4 protein-coding genes are annotated in these 15,605 nt (G+C 54.8%); all 4 read right to left on the bottom strand.

The features are described 5' to 3' along the window. Positions 1-44: 44 nt before the first annotated feature. The 4 genes from A5320_RS03925 to A5320_RS03940 are packed head-to-tail and all read right to left on the bottom strand — an operon-like array spanning position 45 to position 15,604. Positions 45-1,019 carry a TauD/TfdA family dioxygenase gene (locus tag A5320_RS03925; protein ID WP_068061174.1) on the bottom strand — a complete coding sequence of 325 codons (975 nt, stop codon included), beginning with the start codon at positions 1,017-1,019 and terminating at the stop codon, positions 45-47. Further along, positions 1,006-2,637, bottom strand: a complete 1,632-nt coding sequence (locus A5320_RS03930) for a condensation domain-containing protein (protein ID WP_068061177.1) — start codon at positions 2,635-2,637, stop codon at positions 1,006-1,008. Before A5320_RS03930 ends, A5320_RS03925 begins: the two co-directional genes overlap by 14 nt. Then, positions 2,634-7,898, bottom strand: a complete 5,265-nt coding sequence (locus A5320_RS03935) for a type I polyketide synthase (RefSeq protein ID WP_068061180.1) — start codon at positions 7,896-7,898, stop codon at positions 2,634-2,636. The genes A5320_RS03930 and A5320_RS03935 overlap by 4 nt, the downstream gene beginning before the upstream one ends. After that, a complete protein-coding gene (locus tag A5320_RS03940) occupies positions 7,895-15,604 on the bottom strand; it encodes a non-ribosomal peptide synthetase (RefSeq protein WP_068061184.1) in 7,710 nt (2,569 codons plus the stop codon). The genes A5320_RS03935 and A5320_RS03940 overlap by 4 nt, the downstream gene beginning before the upstream one ends. Position 15,605: the final 1 nt, after the last annotated feature.

The raw sequence follows: 15,605 nt of genomic DNA on the forward strand, positions 1-15,605 counted from the left end.
GGTAACCTTATAATTCTGCTTTAACGAAAAACCCGACCATCTGCTCAGGCGCGAGGGTCAACCATGCCAACCAGCACCTGACGCTCGCCCTCAAACGGTTCACGCCCATGCGCAAACAGCATATTGTCCAACAACAGCACGTCGCCCATCTGCCAGTTAAACACGCGTTTTTCCTGGACAAAAGCGGCGCGAATATCTGCCAGAACTGACTCTTCAAACTCTGAACCATCGCCATAAAACGCGTTGCGTGGTAATAAATCACTGGAAAATGCTTGTAACAGTGACTCGCGCACTTCCGCTTGCAGGGCGCTGACATGAAACAAATGCGCCTGATTAAACCAAACCATCTCACCGGTTTTCGGGTGTGTTTGCACTGCATCACAGATCTGCCAGGTGGTCAGTTGACCATCAGGTCGCCACTGATAATGAATATCATTGTTACGACAGTATGCTTCCACCTCTGCTGGATCTGTGGTCTGGAAGACTTCATGCCAATGCAAATCAAAATGGCCGTAATTGCGGGTATAGCGGATTTTTTGCTGTATCAGTTTTTCCCGCGTCGCTGGCGGTATCGCCTGAAATACCCGCCGACTATCAGCAATCGGCGTCTGCCCGCCAACGGCAGACGGTTTCACACAAAAAAAGAAAATGCGGTTAGCCCATTTGTTGGTATAGGCATTTTCATTATGCAACGGGATCGTCTCATTAGCCGGATATTCGGTTGACGTATACACGTTGCCTTTTACCCGGGTACGCGGAGTTGAGCGATTCTCATATTCGGTAAGGCCAACGCCATATATTCCTTCGATAATATCCTGAAAATGCCCACTGCCATTGACCTTGAACTTTCGAAACAGGATAGCGCCGTGTTCTTGCAGGACTTGCTCAATCAGCTGCACATGATCTGCAGCCCATTGCTTGAGATTCACACCGAAGCGAAGCGGGGTTACCGTAACCGGCGCTTCATCAAAAACAGCGCTTGCGACAATGCTGACATTTTCATCTTTATACAACTGCATTCCTATCCTCCAATTGCGCTTTTTTTAGTTTTTCCAGCCCGGATAAGCGTGATTGTTTATTGCTGGCGGCTAGCGCCTGATCATACTCATGCAACCGGCAGTCAAGCCCGGCAAACATCTCAGCTACGGTAGACTCGTGCGCCCGTGGCATCGTCGCAAGCAAATGTTGATAAGCGCAGGCAAAGCGTTCAACAGTTGCAGCCAGATACAACGAACGGTTAAAACTAAACTCCGCCTGATAGCTGTTGCCCACCCGCTCCAAAGTTAACATCAATTCAAATTTTGCCAGTGACCGGTCCTGCTCCAACTGCTTCACCTGCAGCTGCTCAATCTCCTCCAACCTTGTCGCAACATCCAGAAAGACAAATCTGGCCTGATAAAGCGGCGAATAGGCCGGGCTTCGTTTGATCTGCAAGGCCTCAAGCACCATTTCAAACGGCACATCGGCATGCTGCATAGCAGCACTGACAACTTGTTGTCCACTCGTCAACAACTGCGCCAGTGACTTTTTAAGCGACACGTCGTTGCGTAACACGATGGTATTGACAAACAGACCGATTAAAGACTCAAGTTCTGGCTTGTTCCGCTGATTGACCGGGGTTCCGACCAATATATCGCTACTCGCTGAAAAATACGCCAGCATCAGGTTGTAGGCTGTCAACGCATAGTTAAATGGGGTTGTCCCCAGGGCATTTGCACTTTGAACCAAACCACTATAACTATCAGCAACAAGATTAAATCGGTGTACGCCGCCATATATGTCAGATTTTTCCGGTCGTTGCAAATCTGATTTTAAATTTATGCAATCAGGCGCACCTGAAAGCTGTTGGTTCCAGTAGCGGACTTGTTGCTGGCCAACCGTCCCCTGCACCAACTCACGCTGCCAGGCAGCAAAATCCTGGTACTGCACGGACAACGGCTCCATCACGACTGTTTGCCCATGCTGCAGCTGCAAATAAGCGCTGATGAGTTCCCGGATCAGGATCTCCAGCGATAATCCATCCGAAATGATGTGATGCATGGCAAACGCAATCACAAACTGCGTATCGGCAGTCTGCAGCACGGTCATCCGGACCAGCGGCCCGCTGGCCAGCACAAATGGCCGGTCCATGGTGCGGCTTATCTCTGCTTGCTGCTGCTGCGATGTCCAGCTTCGAGCATCCGTGAACAGAGTTTCCGGCTTTGTGTTCGGTTCAATGACCATCTGTGCCTGGCCATCATGGTCAATATAGCGGGACCGCAAAACCGACTGGCGCATCATCACCTGGGACAAGGCGTCGGGCAATAACACCGCCTGCAATGCGCCGCTAATCGCCAGAATTTTGCCCTCATTGTAACGACTGCTGGGTCCCTCCAACTGGTCAATCGCCCACAAGCGCTCCTGCGCAAAAGACGGTTTATACGTAGGTTGTGCCGGCAAAGCTCGCAGGGCCGGTACTGATTGCCCCTGCTGCGGACTTAACAGCGTAATTAATTCAGCCCGGTGTTGCCTCAGTTGCTGCCGGACTGGTTCGGCAAGCGCTGTTGCGGCTGCACTAAAGTGCAACTGACCGTCGTGAACCCACAGCAAAATATCTTGCGTAGCTAAATCTGCCACGAGTTTCATAGTGGCTTTCATATCACTCCCTCCACATAACCACGCGCAACAGTCCGGGTTGCAGGCAACCTGACAGTCCCGCGACTCCGTAACATCGCATCCAGTAAGGCAGCTTGTGCGCTAACAGTAGGTAACTCAAACATCATGTCGATCCCGGGAGAGACACCCAGTTGCTGCCGATATTGGCTGAGGATCCGGCTCGCCAGCAGGGAATGTCCGCCCAACTCAAAGAAATCCGCTGAATCACTCAGTGAATCAAGGCCAAGCATGGTTTTCATCACACTGCGGACTAGATCTATGCTGGAATCCTGATCGGCAAGTGCTGGCTCCGCCGAGTCCGTCCGGCCAAACAGCTCGGTGGCCACAGCCTGCCATTGCTGCTGACGCAGCTCAGGCAACACGCTGTCAACCACCAAATGTCCCCGAAACGACGAACAGAGGATCTGACGAAACAATGCTCGTCCCAGGGCTGGCTGTAACACCGGACGGAGCAACGCATGGTCAGGAAGCGCTGTCGGCTGCCGGCTACCGGTATTCTGAGCCACCCGACGGAGCCGGTAGTCGCTGATGCAGACAACCAATTCACCCTCAGCGGTATAAAAATTGGCGTTCAGTACCACGAGTGCCGAATCCTCCTGTGTCTCAGGGATCAGCTGCACATGGCAGTAAAGGTGCATCGTCATCGGCCTGAACTGCACCATCTTGCCCATGCTAACCGGTATGACAGCATGCTGAGCCAGCAGGCAATCACTGACCGCTACGCCCAATCCGATATCCAACAGCGCCGGATGCAGCGAATAATATTGCAAATCACCGTTGAACCGCGCATCCAACTGCAACTCTAGTTTGGCTTCGTGTGTATTGACCTGAGCACTCACCAAACAATGCCAGCGTGGCCCAAGCGTCATGTTCTGGTCAAGCTGAGGCAATCGTCCCGGGTAACTCAGTTGCCTCGTCCAAGGGCCGGCCGGCATCTCTGGGCGCGTCACAGATTGTTGGCTGTGCAGGGTCACCGATGCCGTCACTAATACTTTATCATCGTTAGGTTGGAACACACGGATCTGATAACCGTGAACCGCGGGCTCTACGTGAATGGCCAATTCAATCTGTTGATCCGGACGGCTATACAACAATGTCAAAAACGTGAGATCCGCCAGTTGCCAGCCCGTGTGTTCAGACAGCCCACCAAACAGCTGTTCACAGCAAGTCGCCAGCAAACTCAGGTAACCAGTGGCCGGAAAAACCGGTACTTGCTTAATCCGGTGTTCCTGCATTAACCAGTGCGTGCTTGGGTTCACATTCGCCGTCAGCCGCCAACCCTGCAGTGCATTCCCGGTAATGTGCTGCAACAGCGGTACTGTAGTCAACAGTAGCGGCGGTTGTGCATTGCCACCCCCCGCGCCGCTCCCGATGCCACAGTCTTGCCAACCGGCCCAGCCGATACTCAACAAACGATGCTGTTTATCGCCCACAACCCGCTGATCCAGATAGGCATTGGCCGCACTGTAAAAACTTTGTCCGATCGCGCCCGTGGCGGCAATAGCCGATGAAATCAGACAGATAAACTCAAGCTGACGGGCGGAAAAATATTGCAACAATGCTTCGGTCATATCGACCTTTAGCGCAAACTGCGAACGGGCATCCCGTAATTCACTATGAAGCAACAAACCGGCGTCATTCACCCCTGCCGCATGAATCACCCCTGCCACGTTCCCCAACTGCTGCTCCAGCGGCGCCAACCACTCACTGACAGGCACCGACCGGGTCAGGTCAACCACCGGACAAAATATCTCGATACCAAGGTCTTCTAACTGCCCGATCCGGCCAATCATCCGGGCTTCTACGCTGTCCACGATCGCCAGCATGGCAGGCCAGCGCAACCGGTCCGGCAGCGGACGGCGGATCGGTAAAATCAACCGGCGTACCCCGAGCCCAGCCAGTGTCAACGCCAGTTGAAACCCGACATCCCCCAGGCCGCCTGTTAACAAATAGGGGCTTGTCGCATCAAGCCTGTCACGGGTTGCGACCAGATTGACCGGCTCAGCATGGCGCAGCCAGCTGGTGCCATCGCGGTGCACCAGCAGATCGTCTGTTGACTCACGCGTGAGTTGTCCGGCTAAGAAAGAACCATCCAACGCCAGATCGCCGACATCAATCTGCCGCAGTTTCAGGCGTGGCAGCTCATGTCGGCAACTGCGCAATTGGCCGGTCAGAATGGCCGCGCCGGCCGATGTTGGCGGATAAGCAGACAAGGACAGATAGTTTTCGGTGACCACGCTGCAAATGACATCGCTGGTCTGCAACGCACAGACCTTGAAGACCAGCATGAGAGGATGACACCAGGCCTCCGGCTGTTGTGTCGCCAGTCTGGCCGCAAAGGCCGTTGACAGCACGACCACAACATGGCGCCGATAGCGGAGATCGGCGCCAACAGCCTGTGTCAGCAACATCTCTTCGCCGGCCGCCGTCGGCGTAAACTGAAGGACGGTGGTGGTTACCTGATGCCCCCCGGCGGTCAGCAACCCGGTAAGCGGCGTCACCGTAGCGAGCGTATCGGTCAGCACGACAAACGACTGTTTGGTATGCAAAGTCCCTTGTTCAGCTGACAACGCCGTCTTCCAGCCTGTAGCAAACAACACCGGGTCGGTCGATGTGACCGGCACCACTGCCGGTAATTGTGCCGGCACAGCTGGCCTGATCCAATGCCGATGGCGGACAAAATGCCGCCCCGGCAACAGGCTTGGGTATCGAAGTCCGGCAGGCAGCAGCGCTTGTTCTTCAGGCATTCCACGACACCAGAGCGCCGCGCGCAGTGCCGCAAAATCAGCAGCACCACTGATTGGTTGCCTGATGATCTGCTGTGGTCTGAGCTGGTTCAGCTGGGCTAATTTTGTCATCGCTCCGGGACCACAAGCCTCCAATATTACGAAATCACTGTCAGCGAGCCGGGCAAAGTTTTCGGCACACAACACCGGTTGACGCAGCTGCAGCAGCCAATAGGCCGGATCCGTCGCTTGCGCAGGCGTGATCCAGTCGCCGCTACAGTTCGATAAAAACGGTATTGTCGGCGGCTGCCAACGGACCGACTGCAGAACTTGCCGGAATTCCTCCAGCATTGGCTCCATGCTGCGACTGTGAAATGCATGCGACGTCACCAGCATCTTGTTAGCAATTTGCTGCGATTCCAGCCGCATTTGTAACTGTTCGATCGCCACAACCGGCCCCGTGAATACGACATGGTCAGGGCTGTTGATCAGTCCGATTTCGAGCTGTTCATTACAATACTGCCGGGCTGTCGCTGGTGTCAGCGCCGCCGAGAGCATGCGCCCCTGCGGCATTTTTTGCATCAATCGGCCCCGCTGGCTAACCAACGCAACCCCTTGCGCAAAGTTGAATACCCCTGCAACACAGGCGGCGGCGTATTCACCGAGACTGTGCCCGAGTAAAGCAGCAGGCCGCATACCTTGTGCTATCAGATACTGCGCCCACAGCACCTGCAGTGTAAACAACACCGGCTGTTGCACCGCAGTGTCGGCCGGCAGCTGGCGCCTACGCAGAATTTGTCTGAGATCAGCACCACAGCAATCGGCTAGCAACAAACCAGCCGAATCAACCTGTTGCCGGAACTGCGGGTCATGTTCGGCGAGTTCGCACAGTGCAGGCGCCAGTTCAGTGCCTTGCCCGGCAAACAGCAAGACCAGCCGCGGCGGTAGCTTACCGGCGACAGCACTGTGACGACCGGCATCAGCCAACAGCGCCTGTAACTGAGCAACCGAATCGGCGGCAACCGCGAAACGATGAGGCAACTTCAAATCCCGCCGACACAATTGCGCAGCCAGCTGTTGGATAGACTGCGGCCCTGCCCGGGTAAGCCAGCTGTTCAGCATGTCTATATCGGCTATTAAGGCCGTTGCATTCTGCGAACTGAGCCGGATGATTTGCGTCGAATCGCCGGGTTCAGTCCTGTCATAGATAAACTCTTCAAACAAGACGTGTGCATTCGTCCCGCCGATGCCAAAGGAGCTGACGCCGGCAATCCGCGGTCGGTTCCCGCTGACAGTCCAGGGCTCACAGCGGGTTTGGACCTGAAATCTACTTTTGCTGAAGTCAATTTGTGGATTGGGCTGCTGAAAATGTAATGACGGAACGAACGTCTGATGGTGCAACATCAAAATAGTTTTCAGCGCCCCGGCGATCCCTGCCGCACAGTTCAAATGGCCAATATTGGACTTCACACTGCCAATGCGGCACTCAACGGCAGATTGCCCTAATGCCAGCTCCAGAGCAGCGATCTCAATCGGATCGCCCAGCGCGGTACCGGTACCATGTGCTTCGATATAGCTGATATCATCCGGCGTTAAGTCAGCAAAACTCAGCGCACTGCTGATCACCTCGGCCTGACCGCTGACGCTTGGTGCCGTGAACCCGACTTTACGCTCGCCATCGTTGTTGATAGCTGTGCCCCGGATCACGGCCCAAATACAATCCTGATCGGCCAGTGCATCTTCAAGTCTTTTCAACACCAGCATGCCGGCACCACTGCCAAACACCGTCCCATTCGCTGCGACGTCAAAGGGCCGACAGTGTCCGTCGGGAGCCTGCACCCCTCCCTCCTGATATTGATAGCCAGGTAGTTGCGACACATACACATTGGCCGCCCCCGCAAGGGCGCTATCACATTCGTAACTCAATAAAGCCCGGCAGGCCAGGTGCACCGCGACCAGCGACGAGCTGCATGCGGTATTAACCGTCAGGCTGGGTCCATGCAGATTGAGTTTATGCGCAATCAGGCTACTGGCATAACATTGGTCAGAACCAATCTCAATTTGTAAACGATCGGCGGCCGAAAAGCGGTCTTTGGCAGCGGCAATGTTGTTAATCAGGTAATCACTGAGGTTGACTGCACAATAAATGCCGGTTCCCTGGCGCGCCTGCGTCGTCATCAGACCTGCGTGTTCCAGCGCGTGGTAGGCTGTTTCCAGCATTAACCGGTGCTGGGGAGACATTAACTGTGCTTCTGTAGCCGAAATACCAAAGAAGTCATGATCAAACGCATCGACGTCGTCAATCATACTGGCCACAGCAATAGTGGCGGCCCCACTGCTTGCACCGGTCATCGCCTGGTACCGCGCCTGTTCCTCATCCGTTAGCGGACGAATACTTTCATGGCCCGCACACAGGTTTTGCCAGAACGTTTGCAAGTCGTTGGCACCGGGGAAGCGACTGGCCATCCCAATCACGGCAATCGCAGCGACATCACTGATATGACTATGTTGTTTCATACCTGTTCTTCTCTGTTGGACCGGCGTTGCAGCAACGCATCACGCTGCTTCCGGCTTCGCTGGTTGATTGTTTCCTGTTGATTCATAGTCACTTCATCTAAAAAGGCTGCCAGGCTGGCGATCGTGCTGTACCGGAACAAATCGGCAATGGTCAATGGCTTGCTAAACTGCGCTTTGATCCGGTTAAATACCTGAATCATCATGACCGAGTTGCCACCTGCCTCAAAAAAGCTGTCGTCAATACCAATGTCCTGGCTGGACAATACATCTTGCCAAATCTGCTGCAAGCGTTGCTGTGTCGCCGTCATAACCGCGCCTGGCAGTATGCTGGCGGATCGTTTGACCTCTGTGGCAACCGGTTTCGGCAGCTGTTTCCGGTCTACTTTGCCATTGGCGCTCAGCGGCAGGGCGGCCAGCTCGAAGACTTGTTCAGGCACCATATAGGCGGGTAACTTTTCCGCCACCAGAGATTTGACCGAGCGCACCGCCGGATATTCGCGCGCTTCCTGCAACACTGGCCACTGCTGATACTGTTCCGGTGCCACATGTCCGATAAAGACGCCGTAGCTAAAGCGGGCCTCCGCCAATAGATCCTGATAACAATCCGGTAACTCCAGATGCCCAAGCGGACAAACACCAAGCTGCTGCTGATGGACAGCCAGTGATAATTGCTGAACATCATAGCCACAACGCTGCAGAGTCTGCCGCCCTGCAGTAGCCGGCGCGATGTGAAACAACAAGGCAGCTTGTTCGGCTATGACGCGGTTATCCGCCATAAATGCCGATACAGGGATAACAAACTCATCAGGTACCGCCAATAAGCTCAGCTGACCTGCCGTCCCGACCACCTGAAAAATCTGCGGCGATCGCGCAGAGTCTGCGCTACGTTGTAACTGTAAATACCATTGTCCGCACGCCGGGCTTTGAGTGAAATGCTGATTAAGCAGCCCCAGCAAATCCTGCACCGGCAAGGCTTGCCCGGTGTAGCGGCGAATAGACTGTCGTTGCAACAGGTTGATTTGCTGACCGGCTGTCTGGCGCTGCCGCCCGGGTACTAAGCAGTAACTCCCGATCGCGGCGAAATCACCGCACCAGTGCGGTAATGGCAGCTCCGGTACAGACTGCAACCTAGCAACCAGTCCGGGCAACACCATGCTATGTTCGAGCAAACTGCAGAGGTGTCCGGCTTCAAGTAGCCACAATTTCTCTGCCAGCGCACCGTATTTGGCGGTGACTTTCTGCCGATCAACCACCAGATGCAACACAACATCAGCATCGCTTGGCACTGCACCGATAGCAGTTAGCTGCAATCCATGCGAGATCGGATTATACAAATAGACGCCAGCGGGCAGCTGCTCGGACAGCGCCCGGTTCAGTTGAACCAGGCATTGCACCGCGTAAAGGCTGGATGCCGACGGATAATAGCATTTAGAGGGTGCTGCTGGCGCCAACCCGACCTGTTGCAACGGTGCCAACAGGTAAGACAGGATCGCCGGCGAGCTAACCCCGACCGGCTGCCAGTCACTTAGCGTGTCCATATTGAGCGTTAACTGACGGCTAATATCGACCGGTTCCAGCGGCAACAGTGCCGTCTCGGTTAATGACGGTCCGCTTTGCGTTGCCAGTACGGGATCAGTTCCAGGGGCTGGCAGACTCTTGAACACGACATAGCCGGTCAGTACGTCATGCTGCTGCTCATTTTTCATGACCATCACAACCGCCTTGTCGACATAACGATGCTGGCTGATCACTTTTTCAATCTCACCAAGCTCAACCCGGTAACCGCGTAGCTTCACCTGCGTATCCTCGCGTCCGAGGAACTCAATCAGTCCGTCTTCAATGTACCGGCCCTTATCGCCGGTTTTATAGAGGCGCTCGCCCGATTGCGGGTTAAATATAAAAGCATCGGCGGTTTTTTTCTCATCTTGCCAGTAACCGCTGGCCAGCCCTTTGCCGCCAATGTACAAATCTCCCTTGACGAAATCCGGGCATGGATTGCGCTGCTCATCCAGCACATAAAAAGTCTGATTTGCTAACGGCCGGCCATAAGGCACGCTGCGCCAGTGCTCGGCAAGCAGGCCTATCTCATAATATATTGACCAAATGGATGCTTCGGTTGCCCCGCCGAGGCTAATCAACCTGCAAGCCGGTGCCATCCATCGCGCTTTATCAGCCAGACTCAGCGGGATCCAGTCACCGCTGAGCATGACCGTTTTCAGAGCGGCCGGGAACTGCCCGCCGGTCTGCTCCAGGTAGTCCAGATACAACTGATACAACGCAGGCACCGAATTCCACAGATCCACGCCAAAACGGACGCTGAGTGTATGCCAGTGTGATGGATCGTTTCGCAAAGCCGCATCCGGCAGTACCAATGTGCCACCCGCCGCCAATACCCCAAAAATATCATACACCGATAAATCGAAGTTTAACGCCGACAGCCCCAGCACCACCGGTTGGGTCAGTGCAAAACGCTGGTTGATATCAAGCAACGTATTAACGACAGCCCTGTGGGTAATTTTAACCCCTTTGGGTACACCAGTGGAACCCGAGGTAAAAATGACATACGCCAAATCATCCAGTCGGGCCACCGCCGGTGGCTCAGTAAAAGGTGAATCCACTGCAAACACAGTCTCGCTAATCGGCAGGATTTGATACTGCCGGGCAATGCTGTCATCCACAGGGCCGTCTACCATCGCAATTTTCACAGCGGCCAATTGCAGGATTTGTAGTTGACGCGATACCGGCTGTGCGCGGTCTACCGGTAGATACGCAGCCCCGGCATAACAGATAGCCAGACAGGCCACCACTTGCCGCCAGTCTTTGTGCATCACAATCGCGACCAGCTCATTGGGTTTAACGCCTGCCGCCTGAAGCAGTTCAGCCTGCTGCAGCGCATACTGATGCAATTGCTGATACGTCAGCGCCAGCGACGACGTTTGTACAGCAATGCGCTGCGGTTCAGCCCGGCATTGCCGCAAAAATGGCTCATAAATCAGACTATCGGGCAACGCGAGTGCCGTACTGTTACTGCGCAGGCGACTGCCGAGCTGACTGATCGGTAGCGGGACCGGCGCGGCGACAGGCTCCGTTGCGTTCGCGATACAACGAAGTACACTGTCGATATACAAACTGAACATCCCATCCAAAACGCCAGGATAGAACAAGTCGTCGACCGAATCCCAACTCAAATTCAACCGCCCCTGCTGTTCAGTGACCTGATGGTCTAGCCATACCTGGGATGTCTGTGAGATGTTATACACCAGTTTGCCCAGCCCGCCTGAGCTGTTGCCCGGTTCACCCTGTCCCGAGCCGATTGCGCTGGTAAACACGACCGGAGCAACCAACGCTGATTGTTGATCAACAGCTTTGTTGGCTAACAAACGAATGACTTCGACGCCGGAAAAGCTGCGATGCTCCAAATCTTGCCATAGCTGAAACTGCAAACGGTTAGCCAGTTGCGCCGTATCATGACCGACCGTATCGACCGCCAACAAAGTCAGCGATGTAAAGTCACCCAAGAGATCGGTGATCTCAGGTGCCAGCGGCGGGCGGTTAAACAAGGTCAGGTTGATCAAAAACTGTTTATTTTCGCTCCAGCGCGCGATCACCTGGCTGAACAAGGTTAACAACAGTACGGAAGGAGTTACCCCGAATGACTGTGCCCTGGCCTGTAACGACTGCCATTGTTCCGCCGTCAGCGCCTGTTGCCGGCGGGTAAATACCGGCTGACGCAACTGTTCAGGTCGTCTGGCTAACGGTAACCGGGGGCCACCCGGCAGTGACTCAAGACGCTGCAGCCAATAGTCTTTTGCCTGCAAATAAACCGGTTGCTGCCGTAACTGTACTGTTTGACGGACAAAATCACGGAACTGGTACCGCAGAGCCGGCAAACTGTCGCCTTGACCAGCCATCAACGCCGACAAATCCCGTTGCATAATCATGGCACTCCAAGCGTCCACAATCAGCGCATCGATACTCAGATGCAGTCGGGTAACACTTGCCGGCAACAAGGAAGCTCTCAACTCAAACAGCGGCCAGCGGGCCGGATCCAGCATCTGGTGCGATAACGTCGCCCGGGTCTCTGTCAGTCTGGCCTGTCGCTGATCCTGGGTCTTTTCACGTAAATCATCGCATGCAATAGCATAGGCAGGCACCTCAGGTAACACTCGCTGCTGGGCATTCTCGTCAATCACGACTCTGAGCATATCATGCCGCTGAATAAGCTGATCCCAGGCCCGGCTGAACTGATCTAACGCTAAATCAACAATATCAAATTCAAAGTAGCTATGGGTGGCGACACCGCCCAGCGCATAAACATCCTGGCGACCGATCCAATAAGCCTGCTGCACCTCGGTTAAGGCAAATGGTTCATAACGTCCGGCGGGATCAACGGGCGCAATTGCCGACGTTTGCACGGGCGCAGCAACGTTTTTCGTCGCCGCATCAATACGGCACGCCAGCTCCTGTAGCACCGGCGCAGTCAGAATATCGGTCAGGCCCAGTGACACCTGCCAGTGCTGTTGAACACGGTTCAGCAGACGTGCGGCCAGGATTGAGTGGCCGCCGAGCGTAAAGAAATTGTCATGCTGGCCAACCGCGGTCACACCCAACAACTCTTGCCACAGCAGGGCCAACCGCTGCTCGGTGTCGCTCTCCGGTCGCGCTGACTGACTGGGCTGCGCAACCGGTTGAGCGGCAACAATCAGCGCTGCCCGATCTGTTTTTCCGTTAGTCGTCAGGGGTAACATCACGGTACGGAACCAGCGATTGGGAACCATATACTCCGGTAAATGCTCCGACAGCTGCTGACGCAGCGCCGTTACATCACAAGGCGCGGTTGGCGCCATAACCAGGTAGGCACACAAGTTGTCCTGCTGATCAGTCATCACCACGGCTGCTGCTATGTGCGGGAACCGGCGTAACTGACTGACAATCTCCTGCTCCTCCACCCGGTGCCCCCGCACCTTTAACTGACCATCCTCCCGACCGGTATACAACAGCTGACCATCTTCCCGCATCACTGCCCGGTCACCGGACTGATACATCCGGGCGCCGGGCTTCGGACTGAACGGATCCGGTAAAAATCGCAGTGCCGTTAAGGCCGGCTGCTGCCGGTAACCATTGGCGACGCCCTCGCCACCGATGAATAGCTCACCCTCAACGCCCGCCGGCAACGGATTGAACCGCTGATCCAGCAGATACAGCCGGGCGTTGGCGGTAGCCGTACCAATCGGCACCTCGCGACCAATCACTTGCGGATGACGACTGACGTAGACAGAACAACCTACGCTGGTTTCTGTAGGACCGTATTCGTTGACAAAACGGGCGTGCGGCAAGGCCTGTTGCCAGCGAGCCAGCAACGGACTGTCAAGCGCCTCGCCCCCTAATACATAACAACGGGTCGCTGCGGCAAACCGACTGAGGTCACCCTGTGCCAACAGCTTAAGGTGACTGGGAGTCAGCTTGATAAAGCTATAGCCCTGCGAAGCGGATAATTGTTTCTCAAGCGTTGCAACTTCGGCCGGATTATCGACAAACTCCACCGTTTTGCCACAAAGCAATGGGGTAAACAGCGGCGTGACCGTTGCGTCAAACGCCAGCGACGTCAAAACTGGTGCACCACTGCCGTGCTCCACATCATAGGCAGCGACTGCCCAGTTCAGATAACTGAACAAAGCAGCGTGACTGATCTCAACCCCTTTTGGCATCCCGGTCGAACCGGAAGTAAAAATGCTGTACGCCACCAACGCCGCATCGGCTTGCGGAATTGGCAGGCTGATGTCGCCATCAGGATCACCGTCCTCATCGAGCCATAATACCAGCGGAGTTAAGGGCTCTTGCCAATGCGCAGTGTGGCTGATACATCCGTAGACCGATGCTGTTGCCAGGATTGTTCTGATTTTTGCTAACGGTGTTCTGGTATCCAATGGCAGATACGCAACGCCCGCTTTCCAGCAAGCCAGCATGGCAACCAGCGCATCAGTACCGGGCGGTAACCAGAGCGCAACCAGAGCGCCACGGGCAGCGCCCGAGGCCGCCAGACGACCGGCAAGGCGGCTACTTGCGAGATCCAGTTGCTGATAGGTCAAACTGCCGGCAGGATCCCGTACCGCGGTTGCCAGCGGATAACGGTTCACACTATCTGCAAAAGCTTGTAGCACGTGATGCTGTTCTCTAAACGGTGTCGTGGCTTTGGTTTCTTCAGGCACTGTGACCGCTGCGTCAGTACAAGGGATATCCGCCAGCAGTTGCCCGCTGTCGCGCACGACTTGCTGTAGTAAATACTCAAACGCTTTGGCAAAGGATTCAATCCGGGCCCGGCTAAACAACGCCGAGCAATAGTTCCATTGCAGCTGATAGCGGTCTGGCTCACATAACACATTCAAGGACAGGTCGTTATTGGCGCCAGATACCCCCGTGCTAGATGCCACCAGCACCCGCTTTAGCAGCTTACCCGGCGGGGTCCCCTGTTTTTGGTTCCAATTAAACACTACCTGAAACAACGCGCTGCGACTCAGATCCCGCTGTGGATTTAATTTTTCTACCAGTCGCGCAAAAGGATAATTCTGCTGACTGAGTGCCTGATCCAACATGGCCGCAATTTGCACAATAGCGCTGGCTGCCGGCTGCTGGGACGCCAGTTGAATCCCAACCGGAATCGCATTTACAAAATGACCAAGCACCGATTCGAAGCCATAGGTATTACGCACCGTGACATTGGTGCCAAGCACAAAGTGCTCCGTTTGCCCCAGGCGCCCAAGCAGCACTGAAAACAGCGAAAATATCAACTTAAAGGGCGTAATGGCCAGTTGAGCAGCCAATTGACGCAATTGTGCATGCAACGCCGGATCGATCTCGGTATAGAGGTTTTCGCCCTGAAAACTCTGCAATTTCGGTCTTGGATACGTGTACTGCAGAACCAGCGGCTGCATGGTCAGATACTGCTGGAAAAACGCCAGATGCCCGGTTTCATGTTGCTGAATATACGCTTGCTCCAGTGCAACAAAATCCCGGTAGGTCCGTTCGATCTTCGGTAATTCGACAGTGCCTGCCGTGCTGGCTGCAGCGTAGATGTCCAGCAGCTCCCGTAACAGCAACTCCAGCGACCAATAGTCCAAGGCAACGTGATGGCCCACCACTAGTAACACTTGCTGCAGTCGGTCACCTTGCTGATTTTGCAGCAAATAAAACCGTACCACCGGTTCCTTTTCTAACTGAAATGGCATTTCTGAACATGTGCGGATCCAATGCTCGATTTGATCTGACCGCCATTGTGTTGCGACAATGACATTGAGCTTCGGGTAATCGCTGCGAACCCATTGTACCGGTCCATCCGGTGTCATCCGATAGCACGTCCTTAGCATATCATGCCGCTGACAGCTCAGCTGCACCGCCTGCTCCAGCGCAGCCGCATCAACCCCATCTGCCAGCTCAGCAGCAAAGGTTACATTATACGCACTACAGTCTGGAGACTGCTGCTGGATATACCATAAGGAGGTCTGTCCACAGGATAGCGGCGATGCCTTTGCCGTATCCTGCTGATGTAACACTTCCAACACGAGCGCCTTATGTTGCTGCAGGTAACTGATTTCATCGCTGGTCAGCTCCGCCTCTTGCTGATCCAGACACAGTTGACCATCTTCAACCCAAACCCGAATGCCGCGCGCATTTAACGCGGATAAAAATGATTGTGTTTGTGCGTGCATA

The organism is Rheinheimera sp. SA_1, from assembly GCF_001669775.1.
Classification (GTDB): Bacteria; Pseudomonadota; Gammaproteobacteria; order Enterobacterales; family Alteromonadaceae; genus Pararheinheimera.

What these genes read in the sequence shown, in the direction of transcription:
- A5320_RS03925 (WP_068061174.1), bottom strand. Translation starts at nt 1,019, where the DNA reads ATGCAGTTGTATAAAGATGAAAATGTCAGCATTGTCGCAAGCGCTGTT.
- A5320_RS03930 (WP_068061177.1), bottom strand. Translation starts at nt 2,637, where the DNA reads ATGAAAGCCACTATGAAACTCGTGGCAGATTTAGCTACGCAAGATATT.
- A5320_RS03935 (WP_068061180.1), bottom strand. Translation starts at nt 7,898, where the DNA reads ATGAAACAACATAGTCATATCAGTGATGTCGCTGCGATTGCCGTGATT.
- A5320_RS03940 (WP_068061184.1), bottom strand. Translation starts at nt 15,604, where the DNA reads ATGCACGCACAAACACAATCATTTTTATCCGCGTTAAATGCGCGCGGC.